The 18,274-nt window shown below is 71.3% G+C and carries 17 protein-coding genes; 7 read left to right on the forward strand and 10 right to left on the reverse strand.

Features of this window, described 5'->3' with window-relative positions; translation table 11 throughout:
- Positions 1-38 precede the first annotated feature (38 nt).
- From NQO67_RS03470 to NQO67_RS03485, 4 genes are all read left to right on the forward strand, one after another.
- Positions 39-476 carry a DUF2000 domain-containing protein gene (locus NQO67_RS03470; protein WP_255946185.1) on the forward strand — a complete coding sequence of 146 codons (438 nt, stop codon included), beginning with the start codon at positions 39-41 and terminating at the stop codon, positions 474-476.
- Positions 477-679: 203 nt separating this feature from the next.
- The gene (locus tag NQO67_RS03475) at positions 680-2,302 is read left to right on the forward strand and encodes a B12-binding domain-containing radical SAM protein (protein ID WP_255946187.1); all 1,623 of its coding nucleotides are present in this window, start codon (positions 680-682) and stop codon (positions 2,300-2,302) included.
- Positions 2,295-3,083 carry a thioesterase II family protein gene (locus NQO67_RS03480; RefSeq protein ID WP_255946189.1) on the forward strand — a complete coding sequence of 263 codons (789 nt, stop codon included), beginning with the start codon at positions 2,295-2,297 and terminating at the stop codon, positions 3,081-3,083. The genes NQO67_RS03475 and NQO67_RS03480 overlap by 8 nt, the downstream gene beginning before the upstream one ends.
- A gap of 110 nt (positions 3,084-3,193) precedes the next feature.
- The gene (locus tag NQO67_RS03485; RefSeq protein WP_255946191.1) at positions 3,194-6,112 is read left to right on the forward strand and encodes a non-ribosomal peptide synthetase; all 2,919 of its coding nucleotides are present in this window, start codon (positions 3,194-3,196) and stop codon (positions 6,110-6,112) included.
- Positions 6,113-6,135: 23 nt separating this feature from the next.
- On the opposite strand, the gene NQO67_RS03490 is transcribed toward NQO67_RS03485, so the two are convergent.
- From NQO67_RS03490 to NQO67_RS03520, 7 genes are all read right to left on the reverse strand, one after another.
- Positions 6,136-6,945 carry a thioesterase family protein gene (locus tag NQO67_RS03490; RefSeq protein ID WP_255946193.1) on the reverse strand — a complete coding sequence of 270 codons (810 nt, stop codon included), beginning with the start codon at positions 6,943-6,945 and terminating at the stop codon, positions 6,136-6,138.
- Entirely contained in the window at positions 6,917-7,549 is a 633-nt protein-coding gene (locus NQO67_RS03495; RefSeq protein WP_255946195.1) for a nitroreductase family protein, read from the reverse strand. Before NQO67_RS03495 ends, NQO67_RS03490 begins: the two co-directional genes overlap by 29 nt.
- A gap of 16 nt (positions 7,550-7,565) precedes the next feature.
- Positions 7,566-9,053: a M81 family metallopeptidase gene (locus NQO67_RS03500; RefSeq protein ID WP_255946197.1), complete on the reverse strand. Its 1,488-nt coding sequence runs from the start codon at positions 9,051-9,053 to the stop codon at positions 7,566-7,568.
- Between the two features lie 34 nt (positions 9,054-9,087).
- The gene (menC, locus tag NQO67_RS03505) at positions 9,088-10,272 is read right to left on the reverse strand and encodes an o-succinylbenzoate synthase (protein WP_255946199.1); all 1,185 of its coding nucleotides are present in this window, start codon (positions 10,270-10,272) and stop codon (positions 9,088-9,090) included.
- Between the two features lie 139 nt (positions 10,273-10,411).
- Positions 10,412-11,179 carry an iron-containing redox enzyme family protein gene (locus NQO67_RS03510; RefSeq protein ID WP_255946201.1) on the reverse strand — a complete coding sequence of 256 codons (768 nt, stop codon included), beginning with the start codon at positions 11,177-11,179 and terminating at the stop codon, positions 10,412-10,414.
- A gap of 54 nt (positions 11,180-11,233) precedes the next feature.
- Positions 11,234-12,193 (reverse strand): hydroxymethylglutaryl-CoA lyase-like TIM-barrel protein, encoded by a 960-nt coding sequence (locus tag NQO67_RS03515; protein ID WP_255946203.1) that lies wholly within the window; start codon positions 12,191-12,193, stop codon positions 11,234-11,236.
- Positions 12,194-12,551: 358 nt separating this feature from the next.
- The gene (locus tag NQO67_RS03520) at positions 12,552-13,493 is read right to left on the reverse strand and encodes a hypothetical protein (protein ID WP_255946205.1); all 942 of its coding nucleotides are present in this window, start codon (positions 13,491-13,493) and stop codon (positions 12,552-12,554) included.
- Positions 13,494-13,698: 205 nt separating this feature from the next.
- Here NQO67_RS03520 and NQO67_RS03525 point away from each other — a divergent pair, with 205 nt between their 5' ends.
- The 3 genes from NQO67_RS03525 (at position 13,699) to NQO67_RS03535 (ending at position 15,482) form a co-directional block, all read left to right on the forward strand.
- On the forward strand, positions 13,699-14,169 hold the full coding sequence (locus tag NQO67_RS03525) for a MarR family winged helix-turn-helix transcriptional regulator (RefSeq protein WP_255946207.1): 471 nt from the start codon (positions 13,699-13,701) through the stop codon (positions 14,167-14,169).
- Positions 14,166-14,762 carry an MFS transporter gene (locus NQO67_RS03530; protein WP_255946208.1) on the forward strand — a complete coding sequence of 199 codons (597 nt, stop codon included), beginning with the start codon at positions 14,166-14,168 and terminating at the stop codon, positions 14,760-14,762. Before NQO67_RS03525 ends, NQO67_RS03530 begins: the two co-directional genes overlap by 4 nt.
- Positions 14,763-14,885: 123 nt before the next feature.
- Positions 14,886-15,482 (forward strand): cysteine hydrolase family protein, encoded by a 597-nt coding sequence (locus NQO67_RS03535; RefSeq protein WP_255946209.1) that lies wholly within the window; start codon positions 14,886-14,888, stop codon positions 15,480-15,482.
- 416 nt (positions 15,483-15,898) lie between these two features.
- Here NQO67_RS03535 and NQO67_RS03540 read toward each other — a convergent pair whose 3' ends face one another.
- The 3 genes from NQO67_RS03540 to NQO67_RS03550 all read right to left on the reverse strand — a co-directional run bounded on the left by NQO67_RS03540 (position 15,899) and on the right by NQO67_RS03550 (position 17,955).
- Positions 15,899-16,642, reverse strand: a complete 744-nt coding sequence (locus NQO67_RS03540; protein ID WP_255946210.1) for an SDR family NAD(P)-dependent oxidoreductase — start codon at positions 16,640-16,642, stop codon at positions 15,899-15,901.
- A gap of 75 nt (positions 16,643-16,717) precedes the next feature.
- Positions 16,718-17,230, reverse strand: coding sequence for a helix-turn-helix domain-containing protein (locus tag NQO67_RS03545; RefSeq protein WP_255946211.1), 513 nt, complete (start codon positions 17,228-17,230; stop codon positions 16,718-16,720).
- 389 nt (positions 17,231-17,619) lie between these two features.
- Positions 17,620-17,955, reverse strand: coding sequence for a DUF3040 domain-containing protein (locus tag NQO67_RS03550; RefSeq protein ID WP_255946212.1), 336 nt, complete (start codon positions 17,953-17,955; stop codon positions 17,620-17,622).
- Positions 17,956-18,274: the final 319 nt, after the last annotated feature.

Raw genomic sequence — 18,274 nt, forward strand, 5'->3', positions numbered from 1 at the left:
TGCGTGCCGCACTGCACGATCCGAGGAGGCAACACCACATGACCGACGAGAACGCGCCGACGCCGGTGGTCTGGGACACCAAGATCGCCGTGGTTCTGCGAGAAGACCTTGAAACATGGCAGAAGCTCAACATCACCGCGTTCACCGTGAGCGGCATCGCCGCCACCGTGGAGAACGTGACCGGCGAGCCGTACGAGGACGGCTCGGGCGTGCAGTACCTGCCGATGTTTCGCCAGCCGGTGCTGGTGTTCGCCGCCGACGGCGACAAGCTCCGCCAGATCCACGAGCGCGCGCTGCGGCGTGAGATTCCGGTCGCTGTCTACACCGAAGAGCTGTTCGTCACCAACAACGACGAGGACAACCGGGCGCAGGTCAAGGCCGTTCCCTCCGAGAAGCTCAATCTGGTCGGTCTGGCCATGCGGGGTGACCGCAAGGCGATCGACAAGGTCGTGAAGGGCGCCTCGCTGCACCCGTAGGGACCTTCGTCCGGATCAGGCCCAGCGTGTGATCCGGACGAGAGGCCCCGGGCCCTGTCCGACCTGACTTTCGTCGGCTGCCGGCGGTGGAGCCCCCGAGCGGGCGCTCCACCGCTGTCGGCCGGTGCCCATCCGACGGCCGATCGACCGGCCGAGCACGATCATGCACCGTCAGACAGCTGCGGGAGACCCAGGTGACAGACGTGGACAGTCCGGACTGCGTTCTGATCGGCTTCAACGAGATCGACTTCGGCGACTTCGCCCGCGCGCAGCAGGCGTTCGAGACGACCTCCGGCTCGTATCAGGAACTGCTGACCAACTCCGTACTCCTCGGCGACACGCGCAGAACGTACATGGACCTGCTCAACGCCGTACGGGAGCGCATGACGGGGCAGCCCTCCCACCTGACGGCATTCGAGATGCCCAGCCTCGGGGTTGCCTACCTCGCCAGCTTCCTGCGTCGCCGGGGCTTCGGCGTCGACATCGTCAACTTCTTCAACACCGGCAAGGCGCAGCTGGCGCAGTCACTGGCCCGGTCCCCCCGGGCCGTCGCCATCACCACGACCTACTACGTCGACGACGAACCGATTCGGCAGATCATCCGGTTCGTACGGGAGCACAACCCGGACGTGCCCGTCATCGTGGGCGGGCCACGGGTGCACAACCTCTGTGCCGGACAGCCGGCACGCGTCCAGGACGTGTTGCTGCGGGCGATCGGCGCGGACATCTACATCGACTCCGCCCAAGGGGAGGACACCCTCGCCTCGGTGCTGGGCGCGCTGCGCGACAAGGGCGGCGACCTGAGCCGCACCCCGAACCTGATCTACCGCGACCGGGCGCAGCCGCGCGGTCCGCTGCTGCGCACGCTGCCCATGGTCGAGAACAACGACCTGAACGAGAACGCCGTCGACTGGTCGCTGTTCGACCCCGGCTACTACACGCCGACCACCTACATGCGCACCTCGCGCAGCTGCTCCTTCGGCTGCGCCTTCTGCAACTACCCCGCCATGGCCGGGCCGCTCACCCTGAGCGACGTCTCCACCATCGAGGCCGAACTGCGCTACCTGTGCGACCACGGGCTGCGCAACATCATCTTCGTGGACGACACGTTCAACGTTCCCCTGCCGCGCTTCAAGAAGATCTGCCGGATGATGATCGAGAACAAGTTCGACCTCCGGTGGGTCTCCTTCTTCCGCTGCTCCAACGCCGACGACGAGGCGTTCGACCTGATGGCGGAGGCCGGGTGCGTCGGGGTCTTCCTCGGCATCGAATCCGGTGACCAGCGGATCCTGAAGAACATGACGAAGTTCGCCCGGACCGACCGCTACGCGTACGGCATCCAGGAGCTCACCCGGCGCGGCATCGTCACCCTGGCCTCCATCGTGCTGGGCTTCCCGGGCGAGAACGAGGAGAGCGTCACCAACACCATCGACTTCCTCAACCAGACCCAGCCCACCTTCTACAACGTCCAGCTCTACTACCACGACGTCCTCGCCCCCATCGAGAAGAAGCGGGAGGAGTACGGCATCGAGGGCAGCGGCTACTCCTGGCGGCACGCCACCATGAGCTGGCAGGAAGCGGCCGAGTGGAAGATCGAGTTGATCCGCCGGGTGCAGGGACCGGCTCTCATGCCACTGTACGGGCTGAGCATCTGGTGCATCCCCTATCTGATGGCGCAGGGGATGACCATGGACGACATCGTACGGTTCGCCAAGAGCGCCACGCGGCTGGTGACCAAGGGACTGCAAACCGACCGGACCGACCCCGACCGGGAGATCGACGCGATCGTCCGCGACCTGAGCGGTGCGGGAGCGGTGCGTGCGTAGCAGCGGTGGGCCGGAGGGCGGCTGGCTGCACGTCTGGCACCCCCGGCCTGGCGCCCGGGTACGGATGGTGTGCCTGCCGCCGGCCGGCAGCTCCGCCGCGTTCTACCGGCCCTGGGCCGCCCTGCTGCCGCCGTACGTGGAGCTGGCAGCCGTCGAACTGCCGGGCCACGGCGGCCGTTACGGAGAGCCGTTCGCCACCTCGTTCGACGAGATACGCGACGGGGTGACCGCCGCTCTGGACGAGCTGCCCGACCGGCCGACTGCGGTGTACGGGCACAGCATGGGCTCGGTGCCCGCCCTGCACACCGCACGGGCGCTGGCACGCCGGGGCGGCCCGTCGCCGGTCGCGCTGGTGGTGTCCTCCCGGGACGCCCCGTCGGTGGCCGCCCCCGAGCGGGACGACCTGCCGGACGACCAGTTGGTCGAGCTGCTCCTGCGGCTCGGCGGGATGGCCGAGCAGGCGCTCGCCGACCGCCCGTTGATGGACGCCGTCCTGCCCGTGCTCCGTGCCGACCTGACCTTGCTCGCCGGGTACCGCTACGCCGGCGGGCCGCCGCTGGACTGCCCCGTACGCGTCTACGCCGGCACCGGCGACACCGCCACGACCCCGATCGGCCTTGCGGCCTGGCGGCGCGAGAACCCACGGGACTTCCGGCTGCACCGGATGCCCGGCGGCCACTTCTTCTTCCGCGGGTGCGAACGGCCCTACCTCGCCCGGCTGGCGGCCGACCTCACCCGGACCGCGCTCGGCGAGCCCGGTGCGGCCGTCGCCAGGCCGTAGGCCCGCACCGAAAGCCGGGGCACCCGGACCGAGATCAGCCAGACCCCGCTCGACCAGCCAGCACTCACCAGGGCCCGCCGATCACCGCGGCGGGAGAAGGGACGTCTTCGATGACAGGCGCCGGCCCCGCACCTCTCTCCCCGCCCACCGTGTACAGCGGCCCCACCCAGGTACTGGCCGTCGCCGGCAGCGTCGTGGGACCGGTCGACGTGGCCGCGCTGCGCGAAGCGCTGCGCGCCAGCCGGGCCGGCGCCGAGCTGTCCGTCGTCGACCTGCGCCACGTTCCCGCCGCCGAGCGTGAAGAGGCGGTGCGGGACATCCTGGAGGAGGTGGCGGTGGGTCACGGGATCGACCACCCCGACGACGGCGCATGGCCGCGCCTGCGGCTGCTGCTGGTGCCGGACGGTGCGGTGCTCACCGCCGCCGCGCACCGGGCGGTGCTGGACGAGGCCTCGTTCGGACTGCTGCTGCGCGAGCTGTGCGCCGCCTACGGCCGGCCCGGCCGGACATCCGCCCCCACCGACCCCCCACCTGCGGAGGCCGTGCCCTCCTCGGTGCCGTCCGGCACGTTGCCCACCGACTGGCCCCGCCCGTCGGCGCTCACCCAGATCGCCGCCACCGTGCCGCTCAGCGTCCCGGCCGGGACCGCTTCCGCCCTGCGCGACCTGGCCAAGGAGAGCGGAGCCGACGAGAGCGTCGCGCTGCTGGCCGGGTTGCACGCCCTGCTGTCCCGGCTCGGCGCCGGTGCCGAGACGGCGGTGGCCTGCACCACCAAATCCGGCGATCCCCGGCTGAGCCGCGCGGACACCGCAGCGGCGGCGACCTTCCGCGCCCTGCTGCGGGAGGTGGCCGAAGCGGGACCGACCGGCGAACCGTCCGCTGCCGCCGCGGTGGCCCTGACCGTACGCGAACGGCCGCTGCTGCCGGCCACGCTGGGCACCCTCCCGCTGACCCCGCTGCGGCTGCCCCGCACCGGTTCCCCCCACGAGCTGCGGCTGGTGCTGGAACCGCAGGCCGGCGGCGGTTTCGACGGGACCCTGGAGTACGCCACCGAGCTGTTCGAACCGGTCACGGCGGAGCGGCTGGCGGCCCGCTACCCGCTGCTGCTCGCGGCCGCGGCCGACGACCCGGCGGCCCCGATCGCACACCTGCCGTTGCTCACCGCGGCGGAACGGCACCTGGTGCTCCAGGAGTGGAACCGCACCGGGCCCGTGGAGCCGCCCGAGGGCTGCCTGCACGAACTCATCGCCCGGCAGGCCCGCAGCGCACCGGACGCACCCGCCGCACTCTGCGCCGGCACCCTCCTGACCTACGGGGAGCTGGACCGTCGTGCCGAGCGCCTCGCCAGGACGCTGGCGGGCCACGGGGCGGGCCCCGGGCGCGTCGTCGGCATCTGCGCACGCCGCTCGGTGAACGTCATCGTCGGCATCCTCGCCGTCCTCAAGGCGGGCGCCGCATGGGTGCCGCTGGATCCGGCGTATCCGGCGGAGCGGCTGGCGTTCATGCTCTCCGACAGCGCGGCGCCGGTGGTGCTGACCGACGCGGCGTCCGCGCCACTGCTGGGCGGCGGGTCCGCCACGGTACTGCTGCTGGACGCCGGGCAGGACGGCGTCGACGCCGGCGACGACGGGGACGCCGCCGAGCCCTTCGACGCCGGGGCCACCCCGGAGTCGTTGTGCTACGTCATCTACACCTCAGGCTCCACCGGACTGCCCAAGGGCGCCGCCAACACCCATCGCGGCGTGCTGAACACCATGCGGTCGCTGGTGAGCAGGCTCCGGCTGGGCTCGACCACCCGGCTGCTCCAGACGTCGTCGCCCAACTTCGACATGTCGGCGTTCGACGTGCTCTCCACCCTGATCTCCGGCGGCTGCCTGGTGATCCCCGAGCAGGACGAGGCAACCGACCCGGCTCGGCTGCTCGACCTCGCGCACCGTGCCGACCTCACCGTCTGGAGCTCCACTCCGGCGCTGTTCAGAGGCGCCCTGGACGAGGCGTACGCAACCGGGCGCGGACTCCCGCCCCAACTGCGCACGGTCGCGCTGGGCGGCGACCGGTTCCCGCCCGAGGTGCCCGGGATGCTGGCCGACCTCGCGCCCGGCAGCCGGGCGTTCAACTTCGCCGGGATGACGGAGGTGTCCTTCACCACCACCTCCCACCCGGTGACCGAGGCGGACACCCTGCGTGCGGCGGTGCCGTGGGGCAGGCCGCTGCCCGGCCAGCGGATGTACGTGCTCGACGAGCGTGGCGAGCCGGTGCCGCCCGGCCTGCCCGGGGAGCTGTACATCGGCGGTGAGGGCGTCGGCGCAGGCTACTGGAACCGGCCCGAGCTGACCGCGGAGCGGTTCGTCCCCGACCCGTTCACGGCCGAGCCGGAAGCCCGGATGTACCGCACCGGAGACCGGGTGCGGCACCTCCCGGACGGCGCGGTGGAGTTCCTGGGCCGGTTGGACCACCAGGTCAAGGTGCGCGGCTTCCGGATCGAGACCGGTGAGATCGAGGCCGCGCTGACCCGGCACGACCGGGTGCGGGAGGCGGTGGTCGAGGCACGTGCGGACGATGCGGCGAGGGGCGACCAGCGACTCGTGGCGCACCTCGCCGTGACCGGACCGGACCCGCTGTCCGTCGAGGAACTCCGCGCCTTCCTCGGCGAACGGCTGCCGGACCACATGATCCCGTCCGTCTTCCTGGCCCACGACCGCATCCCGCTCACCCCCGGCGGCAAGATCGACCGGGCCGCCCTGCGCGCCGTCGCGCTCCCCGAGGACCGCCCCGACCTCGACACGCCGTACGTCGCACCGCGCGACGACGTCGAACGCGACATCGTCGCCGAGTGGGAACTCGTGCTCGGGGTCGGCGGGATCGGCGTGCACGACCAGTTCGCGGCGCTCGGCGGCCACTCGCTGCTGGCGACCGCGACCATGGCCGCACTGTCCGACGCCCTCGGGGTGCCGCTGTCCGCCAGGGACCTGTTCGAGGCGGACACCCCGGCCCTGCTGGCCGACCGCGTGCGCACGCTGCGCGGCTGACGCCCGCCGGGCCGGGGCCCGTCTCAACGGTGGTGCACCAGCAGGGTCTGGGCCGAGCGGGCGACCGGGCCCGCCGCGTCGAACAGGGTCGACGTGGTGAGTCCCGGGAACCCGGGGCCCAGGCTGGTCTCGGCGTCCAGGCAGAGCCACTCGCCGACGGGCGGGCGCAGCAGGTGCACGGTCAGCTCGGGCGGCACGAACCCCCAGGCCCGGATGTCCAGTTCGGCGCTGATGCCGTTGGCGGAGTCGACGGACAGCACGGTCCGCTGGACCGGTGACATCGGCTCGCCGTCCAGCAGGGGCACCCGAGGTCGCAGCCAGACGGCGGCCGGCCCCGGCCGGCCGTAGCTGCCCCGCGCGAAGTGCCATTCGACGGAGTCGAGGAAGCCGCACGTCCAGTCGCTCGGGGCACTCGCCGCAACGTCATCGGGACCGGGTGGCCCGGCCGGCGGAAGGCGCTGCGCACCGGCGACGGGCACATCATCGGGCGCGGGCAGCACGGCCCACGCCGCGGCGGACACCAGCGGCCGACCGGCCTCCGACAGCTCGCCGCGCACCAGCCGCACCCGACGGCCCGGGCGTTCCACCCAGGCCCGGACCGTCAGGGGACGCAGCGGGATGGGCCCCAGGATGTCGTAGCCGATCCGGCCCAGCGCCAGTGCCGGGCCACCACCACCCTGCTCATCGCCGTCACCGGCTGCGCACCGCTCGATCTCCCGGGCCAGCAGTGCACCGGGCGGACCGAAATGCTGGTAGTCCGCGGACCAGGGCCCCTGGGTGTGCTTGGTCGGCAGGAACCGACCGTCACCGATGTTCTCGAAGTACGCGTTCATGTACGCCATCCTCGGTGGTCGGCGTCCGACACGGGGACCGTACCCCCTCATCCCGCAGTTCGAGCACGCTCACCCGCTCCCGCACATCGATCCGGGGCCGCGGCGCCGGGGCCACCCTGCCATCCGGCGTCCCCACGTACAGCCAGCCCAGCAGGCGTTCGCCGTCGTCGACCCCGAGACACTCGCGTACCGCCGCCGAGTCCACCGCCGCACCGGTGCGCCAGATCGCGCCCCAACCGCGGCTGTGCAGCAGCAGGTGCAGCGTCTGGACCATGGAGACGGTGGCGGCCAGTTGCTCCCACTCCGGCACCTTGGGGTGCGGCAGCCGCGGGCTGAACACGATCGTCACCAGCAGCGGGGCGCGCAGCGGCTTGCCGCGGGCCCGCTCGCCGGCCAGCCGGTCGCCCGCGTCCTGTGCCAGGGCCCTGCCGAGCCGTTCGCGGCCCGACCCGCGGACCACGACCAGGCGCCAGGGCGTGAGGCGCCCGTGGTCGGGTGCGGTCGACGCGGCCTCGACGAGTTCGAGCAACGTGTCGTCGTCCGGCCCGGGATCGGTGAGCCGGGCGACGCTCCGGCGGGTCAGCACCGTGTTCATCACGTCCATGAGGGTCTCCCTGGCGTCAGCGGGTCGCCGTCCGTGCCGACATCGGCCACAGCAGCCGGGTGGGGCCTGTGCGGGGGATCTGCTCGATGGTCCTGGCCGTGGGCCCGGGAGCGTCCGCCACCAGCATCCGGTCGCTCACACCGGCGAAGCCGGCCCGGAAGTGGTTGACGGACTTCACCGCCACGATCCGGTAGCGCTCCGGGACACACCCGTGCAGCAGCAGGATCTCCGGGTCCAGCACCTGCCGGCGCTGCGAGGCGACGATCACGTCGCAGGTACCGACGGTGATCCGGGCGCTGGTGCCGAAGTCGGCCCGCTTGCCGCGCCGCATCGCGGTCTGCACGATCACCCCGTCCGTGAGCGCGCGCACCGTGCCCTCGGCCTCCACCGGCGGGCCGCTCGCCCAGTCGTGCCGCCCGCCGAGCCGGACCGGGAGGGTGGCGCCGACGCCCGCTCGCACGGCCGCCGCGACCGTCTCCGGGTCCCATACGGTGGCGAAACACGTGGGCTCCGGCACCTGGAGCAGGGCCCGCAGCAGGTAGGTGCTGTCGCCGGCACCGCCGCACCCCGGATTGTCGCTGCCGTCGCCGATGACGACGGTGCCGGGGGCGCCGGCGAGCGCCTCGTGAAGGGCCTGCTCGGGCGTGAGCGGTGCGGTCCGGAACCGTTCCCGGTGGACCGTCAGCCAGGTGGCGACCTCGGCACCGCACTTCTCGGCGAGCGCGTGATCGCCGTCCGTGACGGTGACCACGCTCGCCGCGGCCTGCTCGGTGTCCGCGTACGGGAAGCCGTGGAAGACGGTGCAGGCCAGCACCCCGGGCCGGGCCTCGATCTCGCGCACCAGGTCGCGCAGTTCGGCGGCCGGCGACCCGGCGACGGTCGGCGAGGGCGGCAACAGCATCGGCAGCCTGTGCTGCGCGAGCACCGGCGTCACGGCTCCCCGGGCGGCCGCGAACGCCAGCTCGCCGGCGAGCCGCGAGCGGTCGGCGGCGTCGGTGTGCGGGTACTCGTGGAAGCCCGTCACCACGTCCGCGAGGTCGAGCAGCGCCGGCGGCACGTTGGCGTGCAGGTCCATGGTGACGGCCAGCACGGCGCGCGGCAGCAGCGCGCGTACGGCCTGCAACACGGCCACGTCCATCGAACGGTCCGGGACCACGACCCCGGCCCCGTGCAGGTCGAGCAGTACCACGTCGCAGTCCCCGGCGGCACGCAGCTGCGCCAGCAGCCGTTCCTCCAGCTCCCGGTACGCGTCTGCGCCGACCGCCGGTCCGGGCTCGGCGCGTGCGTGGGCCGCCGGGTGGACCTCCGCCCCGGCACCGGCGCACGCGTCCAGGTAGCCGCCGGTGACGGTGGCGGTGCCGCCGAACTCGGTGATCAGGTCGGGACCGTGGTGGCAGGAGAAGGCCGCCAGGTCGGCGGTGCCGAGGTACTCGACCATGAAGGTGCTGGACTCGTGGACCAGCCCCCCGACCGCTGCCCGTGGCGACGGGCCCCGGCCGCTCACCGCGCCACCGCCGCCCGGGACCCGGTCGCCCGGGTCACCGTCCGGCCCCTTGCACGGCGCCCTTGAGGGTGATCTCCGTCTGCCGTTCCACCGGCAGCGTCGCGGTCGGCTCGGCGGCCGTGCCGGGGCCCGTGCCGGGCAGCACGAAACCCGGCGTGCGGAAGACGACGGGGGGTTCGACGCCGTCGTCGACGTAGTACGTGTCGCTCGGGCCGACGTCACTGGCCTCGGTCATGTTCGGCAACGTCGCCACGGCGATGTTGGCCCAGCGGCCGACGCCCTGGTCCCACTTGGCGCCGACGAAGGCGGGGATCCCCGCCGACGCGCAGAAGTCGTGGACGCGGAGCGCTTCGCCGATGCCGCCCACCCGGCCGACCTTGACGTTCACCATTCCGCAGGCGCCCAGTTCGGCCGCCTCCTGCACCTCGCGCAGCGAGTGGACCTGTTCGTCCAGGCAGATCGGGGTCTCCATGCGCTTTTGCAACTCGGCCGTGCTGCCCAGCAGACGGCGCGGGAAGGGCTGTTCCAGGGCGTGCATGCCGAGCCCCTCCAGCCGGGTCAGGTGCTCCAGGTGCGTCTCGTCGTACGCGGCGTTGGCGTCCGCGATCACCCGCAGGCCGGGGAAGGCCGCGATCACCTCGCGCACCGGGACCAGGTCCCAGCCGGGCTTGATCTTCACCCGGACCCGCGGGTAGCCGACCCGCACCGCCTGCGCGACGGTCTCGACCAGCTCCTCGACGGTCGCTTCGATGCCGACCGTCGTACCGGCGGGGACCGGTCGCACGGTTCCGCCCAGCTCCTCGCAGAGCGGACGGCCCCGCAGCCGGGCCTGGAGGTCCCACAGCGCGGTCTCGACGGCCGCCTTGGCCTCCTCGTGGCCGTTGACGTCCTGCCACAGCCGCAGGCAGTCCCGCGGGTCGCTGCGGCCGGCCTTCAGGAGCATCGGGCCGAGGAACTGCTCGATGACGTACCAGGCCGTCTCGATGGTCTCGTAGTTGTAGAACGGGGTCTCCATGGCGCTGCACTCGGCCCGCCCGGTGGCTTCGGCGCCGTCCGCCCCGCCGTCCACCTCGACCTGGAGCTTGGTCCAGGTGTGGTACCGCTGCCACCGGTTCTCGAAGGGGTGGGACAGCCGGGCCGTCACCAGCCGGAGCCGGATCCTGTCGATGGTCATGGTCAGCGGTTCCGCCGCCGCGGACCGCGTACCCGGTTCGCTCATCCAAGTCCTTCCACGCTGGTGTCGTCGGTGCCGGCGTTGCCGGGACCGGGTGTCCGGGCCGAACCGGGGCGCGGCACGGGGCGGGTGGCCGGGTGGCACACCGGCGCCCCGTGCCGCGCGGACGGGTCGTCGCCTGCCGTCACTCGTCGCCGGAGTAGACGAAGACCGGCTCGCTGGGGTCGTAGGCGCGGTTCAGGATCGCGTCGAAGTGCTGGTGCCGCAGCTCGATGGCCTGGCGCAGGCTCTCCTTGGCGTCCTCCCTGCGCTGCGGGGTGTCGCAGTACCGGATGAGCAATTCGCGCAGCGGCTCGGTGTGCTCGTCCTCCAGCTCGCTCACGCCGTCCTGGTCGGAGTCGCTGGAGGCGTGGTGGACGAAGAACTCGTAGCCCCACCGCGGGAGCTTGTAGACGTCCCGCATCACGGCCATCATGCTGTGGCCCGCGTTGTTGGTGATCGGCGGCTGGCCCTCCATCAGGAGCAGTACGGACGCGGCGCCGACGGTGAAGTGGACGTTGGTGTTGTTGCACGCGTTCTTGTTGTGCTCGATGAGCGCGACGGTCTCCGGGAAACGCTCCGCGTCGGGCAGCGACGCGGGATCGACGCCGACGGCGCGCCCGAAGTCCTCGAAGGTCTCGACGTGCCGCTTGGACCGGGTCAGGCCGCCGGTCTCCTCCTCGTACGCGTTCTCTATGAACGAGCGGCGCAGGTCCAGGTCGTCGGCGCGCATGCCGACGCCCATGAGGTTCCGGGTCCACCAGCTCTTGATCGGCCAGCGCTGGATGACGAAGGTCTGAAGGAGACGCTCCGTCGCCTTGCCCTCGAGGATCGTCTGGTAGAGCGTGCTGGTCATCTTCTTCCGCTCGGCAATGATGCCTTCGAGCTCGTCGACGAATGCGCTGTTGGACATGGTTGCTCCTCGGAGAGGGTGAGCCTGCGGGGGAGAGGTCCGTGCGGGAGGAGATCAACAGGGTGTGTGGGCGCTGTCGAGCATGGTGAAGAGCGTGCTGGTCGGGTCCGCGCTCCTGAGGTCGGCCAGGCTCTCGATGTTGAGGTCGAGTATTCCGCTGACGATCGACTCGCACCGGGACAGGATCTGGTCACCCTTCCAAGGGGTGAGGAGGCCGACCGCGGCGTCGACGAGCGGGGTGACCGAGACATCGCAGAGCCGCCGGAAATGAAGATGCGCGGCAATGAGTTCAAGGGCCAGATTGCCGCCGCCTTTGCCCATTCCGCAGAGCGAGGCGTCGATATAATCGAAGCCGTTGTCCAGGGCGGCGAGGGCGTTGGCGAAACCCAGACTGAGACCGTCGTGCGCGTGGAACCCCAGCGTTGTCGATACGGTTTCGCGTACCTGCCGGGTAATCCGGGAGACACCGTCCGGGAACATGCTGCCGTTGGAGTCGGCGAGATAGAAGAGGTCTGCTGAGATTCTCTCTGCGGCCTCGGCTGCGGTGAGAATCTCCGGCTCGGTGAGTTCGCTGATGCGTATCAGGTTGACGGCGAACCGCATTCCCGCTTCGTGCACCGCAGCCGCGTACGAGTCCAGTTCCGCAACCTTGTGGGGCGGTACCGGCATCCGCACCAGACGTACGCCGAAGCGTGCCAGACCTGCCAGGTCGGATGGCGTGGCGTCCTTGGCGTGGGCCATGACCACGAGTCCGGTGCCGGCTTCCCGGGCGGTGCCGGACTCGGCCTGGAGCGCCTCGAGATAACGGGGTGGACAGGAAGCGGAGGGCGCCGTGTGGCCGTCGGTGGAGTGTCTGGCAGGGCGCAGATATCCCACCTCGGTGAGCGGAATTCCGGCTGCTGCGCAGGATCGGACCACCCGTTTCGCCTGCTCGGTGGTCCACGAATGCTTGTTGACGTATCCGCCGTCGCGGAGTGTTACGTCGAGTAAGGTGGATTTGTTGCCAGATTTCATGGGTCTCCCGAGTTTGAGGCGCAGGGTTTTAGATGCTTCCTCGCGGGTCTCGGGTTTTCATCTGACTGCCCGCTACATGGAGCCTAGGCGAATGGCATGTGCTTGGACAATATTGCAGCCCTACCTTGGCCTGATTACGGCTCTATAACGGGCCCCCAATGCGTCGCAGCGACGGACCTGACCTGCCTCTCGGTGACGGCCTGCTGGTCATCTTCCGCCATCCGTTGACTGAAAAGCGTCCGAGGTCGCTCCGGAAGCGGCTGCCGAAATGTTCGATCTTTCCTGTGTTTGCGCTGGTCAAAACGGCGCCGGTCGACGTTGGGCCGGTGGGCGCGTGGCCGGTCCGCCTGACGGGCACTCAGCTCTCGTCCGCGTAGCTCTCGTCCGCGTAGCTCTCGAACCAGTGGGTGTCGAAGTGGCGGGCCGTCGAGAACGGGTGTTGCCGGTCCGTGAGCATGCGGTACACGAACTCGGTGGTCGTACCGTCGAAACGCCGCCACGAGTCGGGGATGTCCTCGCACGCGAGAACGGGCCACCCGTCGGGGTCCGGGTCCTCGGTGAGCCAGTAGAACTGGTCGGCCTGCTCGGATCCCGCCCACTCCACCAGTCCGCCGGGCGCCGGGTACACCTCGTACGGCTCCCACAGGCCGGTGCGCCGCGTCCCGGCCCACTCGCCCAACCACTCGGTGTGCAGGACCAGGTCATCGCTCTCGAAGCAGGCACCGGGCACGTGGAGCTGGAGGAAGCCGTCGAACGCGCCGTGGCCGAACATCTCGGCGAGCCGCTTGTAGTCACTCGGCAGCGCGGTCCCCATCCGGGCTTCGACCGCCGCCCAGTCGACCGTACGGGCCCGCGTGGTGTCCCATCCCGTGACGGCGACGACCCCGTCCAGCCAGGAGGTCTGCTCCGCCAGGTCCGCCGCCGGGTCCTCCCGCTCGGCGACCAGCGCCACGGTCCGTACGCCGTCGTCGAAGCGTGCGGTGCCGCAGCCGATCCACCGGCCCGCGTGCGCCCACGCGCGCATCTCCACGATCCGCTCGCCGAACGGTGCCAGGAGCGGCAGCCCGGTCCGCCCCGTCACCGTCGGATCGGCGTATCCGTCCATGGCGAGGTTGCGCGGTCGCCCGTACCGTCCGCTGAGCGCGCCTTGCAGCCCGGGGAGGTCGATCCCGTCCGCGGGGGCCAGGCATACGTGTCCTGCCCGATGCCCTGCCTCGCCGCACACCAGATCGCCCGTTCCCGGCCAGGCCAGGCGCTGGACCGCCGAGAGGATGTCGCCCTGCTCATCCGTGGTGGGCATGTCTTCCATGGTGCGCATTGAAGCGGACGCGACTGACATCGGCGTGTGCGGTCCGTGCCCCGCCGGACGAGCGGCCACACCACGGCCCGCCCTCCACGGCCCGCGGTGGACTTCGGGCGAGGTCGTCGTACGGCGCTGACCTGCCATGACGTAAAACTCCTCAAGTAACTTTGCCAAGTTGCTTGAGGAGTTTTACGGTGGGGAGGTGACCCCGAACCCCCGGCCGCAGCAGTCCGGCGCGTCCGCACAGCGTCTCAACGATGCGATGAAGCGGCTGCGCGCACGCCTGCGTGCGGAATCCGGGCAGCACGCGACCGGAGTGACCCCGACGCAACTCGTCATCCTGGCCAGCGTCGTACGGCAGGGCCCGGTCACCGCGGCGCGGCTCGCCGCGCAGGAGCACGTCAGCGCGCAGTCCATCGCGCAGAGCCTGGCGGTGCTGAAGGCCGCCGGACTGATCCACAGCGCGCCCGACCCGAACGACGGCCGCAAGAAACTGATCAGCGCCGCCCCGTCCGCGACCGAGCTGGTCGACAAGCTCCTGGCCGGCCGCGCCGCCTTCCTTGCGCGCGCCATCGACCAGGTGGTGGGCCCCGGCGAACGCGAGGACATGGAGAAGGCCATCGACCTGTTGGAGCGGCTCGCCGATGTCGAGCTGGGCGCGGACGGCCGATGAGGACCGCCACCGGCGGGGACGACACCCGGGAACGCGAGCGCGCGGCGACACCCTTCACATGGACCTTCACCGCCCCGCTGTACCTGGGCTCCGCCCTCAACCCGATCAACAGCTCCATCATCGCCACGGCCCTGGTGCCCATCGCGAGCGAGCTGCACGTCCCGGTGGGCGCCACCGCGGTGCTGGTCTCCTCGCTCTACCTGGCCAGTGCCGTCGCCCAGCCCACCGCGGGCAAACTGGCGGAGGTGCTCGGCCCGCGCCGGGTCCTCCTGTCCGGCGTCGTGCTGGTGCTGCTCGGCGGCCTGGTGGGCGGGCTCGGCCAGAACCTGGCGATGCTGACCGTCGCCCGGGTCCTGATCGGCATCGGCACCTCGGCCGCGTTCCCCTGCGCGATGCTGCTGATCCGCCGCCGTGCCGAGGGCCTCGGCATGGACGCGCCACCCGGTGGAGTGCTCGGCAGCGTCGTCTTCCGCGCCGGTGCCAGCGACCACGGCCTGCACACCCTCGGCCTGGTCCTGGTCGCGGCGGGCGTCGTCGTCCTCCTCTTGACCGTCCTCGACCGCGCGCTGATGCGCCCCGGCACGGACGGGTGAGGCCCACACCCCAAGTACCCCCGGGCACGCGGACCTCCCGGAACCTCGGGCCTGGGAACACCACCTGGGACGTCGACACGGCCCTGGGAAAACGGAAACGAACCCTCGCAAGGAGAACCACCCATGACCCCCTCCGGCCTCCCCGCGATCAACCCCGAGCGCACCGCCCTGCTGGCGATGGACTTCCAGAACGGCATCGTCCCGCTCGCCCCCGAGCCCGATGCACTCGTCGAACGGGTCAAGGGCGTCATCGCCGACGTACGCGCCGCCGGCGGCACCATAGGCTACGTACGCGTCGCCTTCACCGAGGACGACTGGGCCACGGTCCCGGAGACCAACAAGTCGTTCAGCGCCTTCGCCGGCGCGAAGGTGATGCACCACGAGGACGCCACCACGCAGATCGACGGACGGGTGGCCCCCGAGGACGGCGACATCGTCGTCCGCAAGTCCCGCTACGGCTGGGGCACCACCACCGACCTCTACGCACGGTTGAGCGAGCGCGACATCGACACCCTGATCCTCACCGGGATCAGCACCAGCGGTGTCGTCCTGTCGACGGTCATGGAAGCCGCCGACCGTGACTACCGCATCATCGTCGTGTCCGACGGTGTCGCCGATCCCGACCCCGAGGTCCAGCGGGTGCTGGTCGAGAAGGTGTTCCCGTCCCGGGCGTACCTCGTCGACACCGCCGGGCTGCGCGCACTGCTCGCTGCCGCCTGAGACGGCCACCGCGGCGAGCGGTCGTGCGGGTGCTGCTGCCACGGCCGTGTCCCGATGGCGGGGGGCGTGTGCCCCCCTCGCTGTCAGGCACACGGTGCACGGGCTCGGGCTCGACCTCGCCCGACGGCGTCCCCGCTTCGCCGTCCTGTCTCATCTACGGTCCGTTGTCGATTCCGGCAGCGACCACAGGGCCCGCCAAGGCGATGTCGTCGTAGCAACGGGCCTGCGCCAGGAGGTCGGGATCGTACCCGGGCATTTGGCGTGCGCCGGACGGGCGCGCACCGGTCACCGCTCGGCCCAGTTGCGCAGGTGGTCCGCGACGCGGGCGTACGTTCGGCGCCATGTGGGCAGGTGGGGGCCGTACCTCCAGGTGCGTGCCGGCCCGCCGGAAAGCGCCGGCACTTCGGGGCGTGCGGTCATGCCGGCCATCCGCCGTCCACCGGTATCAGCGTTCCGGTGATCCATCCGGACTGCTCCGGGTCCAGCAGGAAGCACACCAGCCGGGCCACCGCGTCGACGGCGCCCGACCGGTCGTGCGCGGCACCCGGTCCGACGGTGCCCCGCAGGTGGCGGACGCCGTCCAGCCCGGTCACGCGTCCCGTGCGGCCGACGCCTTTCGGGCCCGGCAGTACGGCGTTGACGCGTACGTCGGGGGCGAGTTCCCGCGCGAGGGACCGGGTCAGGCTGTTCAGTGCGGCCGTGCTGGCCAGGTGGAACGAGCGGCCCGCAGGAGCCGTCCCGGCTCCCGACGAGGTCACGTTGACCACCGCTCCGCGCTCGGCCCGCAGCCACGGCAGGGCGCACCGGACCAGCTCGGCGGGACCGCGCACGTTGACCGCGAACATGCCGTCGAACATCGCCGGGTCCGAGGCGTCGAACGGTGCGATGCCGGCCAGCCAGGCGCTGTTGACGACGGCGTCCACGCGGCCGAAGCGGTCGACGGCCGCCATGACGATCCGTTCCCCCGCGTCGGGCGCAGCGAGGTCCGCGCAGACCCGGTGCACGGGCGTGCCGAGGCGTTCGGCCAGCACCTGGAGGGGAGCCGCGCGGCGTCCGGTGAGCGTGAGATGCGCCCCCGATCTGGCGGCGCACTCCGCGACACGGGCGCCGATGCGCGATCCCGCACCGGTCACGATCACCGACTTTCCGGCGAGACTCACTACGTGTCCTTTCACGCCCCCGTCCTGCGTGCGTTTATCGGGTACACGGTGCGCGCGGGGTGGCGCCGGAGAGCGTCAGGGCAGCGGACGCACCGGTTTTTCCGAGGGGGTGAGCGGCTCCAGCAAATAGCCGCGCCCCCATGCCGTGCGGATCGCGAGGTTCACGCTGACCAGGCGTCTGCGCAGTCGCATGATGTGCAGATCGAGGGAGTTGCGGGTGGGATTGCTCAGGGCTGAGGTGACGAGGCGTTGCCTGAGTTCCTGACGTGGTACGACCGATTCGAAACGCTCGACGAATAGCCCCATCAGCTCGGTCTGTGTCGACGATATGGTGATCCACTGCGCGTCGAAGTAGAGCGTGCCCGATGAATCGAGAACGGGTGTTCTGCGGCTGCGTGCCCGGTGCCGCAGCGTGGCGACGCGGGCTTCCAGGTCGGCCCGGGATATCGGGGCGCGGACCCAGTCCTCCCGCGGATCACTGCACAACGGCGGTTCGGCGCCCCCTTCCACGACGAGCAGGCAGGGAATTCCCTCCCGCTTGCAGTGGCTGCGTAAGTCCGCCTGGGCCGGCCATCGTACGAACTTCACATCACTATTGGAGTTCTTGTACACGGCGACCCCCAGAGTGATTGGTTCCGGCGTGAACAGCTGGTCGGAACGCAAGAACACTAGCAAGAGGATCAAAGGCCGGACAAGAAGTAAGAATTCGTCAAATCTGGCCCGCCGTATATTTCCCGCCCAGGTAATTATTCAGATTGTCGCGGAATTCATGGTGCCGGAGGGCGGCAGAATCCTCATCCGTGCATGCCGCAACTCCCCGGCACTGAGGTCCCGGATGCCCCTGACAGGGGCGGCTCCCGCGCAGGGCTGTTCAGGGAAGCGGCGCGCGGGTGCGCCGACGTGCCGGACTCGTCGGCACCCTGGCAGGGGATCCTGCACCAGGGTGCCGACGGTGACGGGCTCGTCCGACGGCTGCGTCAGGGCCCTGACGTGGGTGTCCCGAGCCGGCGGTCGGTGCGCCGCCGCCGTAGCCCCCGACCGGTCAGCAGCATCGCCGTCGACGTGGCGGCGAAGGCCCAGATGACACCCGCGTTCGCGGTACGTGCACCCACCACCAGCAGGATGAGCGAGGCCAGGGCCGCCAGCGCCACGAAGAACCCGCGGGCCGCGGTGGCCGCCGCCCAGCCGGCTCGCAACTGACACGCAAAGCGTACGGCCGACAACCGTCGGTGCAGCCGGTGGTCACGGTCGAGCGCCGCCTCCATCTCGTCGAGAATGCGCTGCTCGTGCTCCGGGAGCCGGCCCTTCGCCATGATCTGCTACCTCCCACCATCACTGGTTCGGGCTGCGTCACGGGTGCCCCGGTGCCCCCGAGGCCTAACGACAGGAACCCGCGCGGGGGAGCCTGGCGTCTGAGCTCCTGGGGCCGGTCGACGTCGCCGGTGCGACGCCGGCCGGGGCACCCACGGACCTGCCGGTTCCGGGCGTACTCCCGGGCACGGTCTGCGATGCTTCCTGCGGGCCGCGATCCGCGGGCCGCGTGGCGCCGAAGCGCCTGGGCCCGACCGGCCGGTCCGGCGGGCGCGGCGCACGGCGCCGTCGTGCGAGACGGGTGCTGAGCGCGGTGAGGGA

The sequence above is a fragment of the Streptomyces odontomachi genome (assembly GCF_024435355.1).
In the GTDB taxonomy this organism is placed as follows: domain Bacteria; phylum Actinomycetota; class Actinomycetes; order Streptomycetales; family Streptomycetaceae; genus Streptomyces; species Streptomyces odontomachi.

Bases quoted from the DNA above. Each gene is read 5' to 3' on its own strand.
- NQO67_RS03470 (WP_255946185.1), top strand. From the start codon at position 39: ATGACCGACGAGAACGCGCCGACGCCGGTGGTCTGGGACACCAAGATC.
- NQO67_RS03485 (WP_255946191.1), top strand. From the start codon at position 3,194: ATGACAGGCGCCGGCCCCGCACCTCTCTCCCCGCCCACCGTGTACAGC.
- NQO67_RS03490 (WP_255946193.1), bottom strand. From the start codon at position 6,945: ATGAACGCGTACTTCGAGAACATCGGTGACGGTCGGTTCCTGCCGACC.
- NQO67_RS03495 (WP_255946195.1), bottom strand. From the start codon at position 7,549: ATGGACGTGATGAACACGGTGCTGACCCGCCGGAGCGTCGCCCGGCTC.
- menC (WP_255946199.1), bottom strand. From the start codon at position 10,272: ATGAGCGAACCGGGTACGCGGTCCGCGGCGGCGGAACCGCTGACCATG.
- NQO67_RS03510 (WP_255946201.1), bottom strand. From the start codon at position 11,179: ATGTCCAACAGCGCATTCGTCGACGAGCTCGAAGGCATCATTGCCGAG.
- NQO67_RS03515 (WP_255946203.1), bottom strand. From the start codon at position 12,193: ATGAAATCTGGCAACAAATCCACCTTACTCGACGTAACACTCCGCGAC.
- NQO67_RS03520 (WP_255946205.1), bottom strand. From the start codon at position 13,493: ATGCCCACCACGGATGAGCAGGGCGACATCCTCTCGGCGGTCCAGCGC.
- NQO67_RS03530 (WP_255946208.1), top strand. From the start codon at position 14,166: ATGAGGACCGCCACCGGCGGGGACGACACCCGGGAACGCGAGCGCGCG.
- NQO67_RS03535 (WP_255946209.1), top strand. From the start codon at position 14,886: ATGACCCCCTCCGGCCTCCCCGCGATCAACCCCGAGCGCACCGCCCTG.
- NQO67_RS03550 (WP_255946212.1), bottom strand. From the start codon at position 17,955: ATGGCGAAGGGCCGGCTCCCGGAGCACGAGCAGCGCATTCTCGACGAG.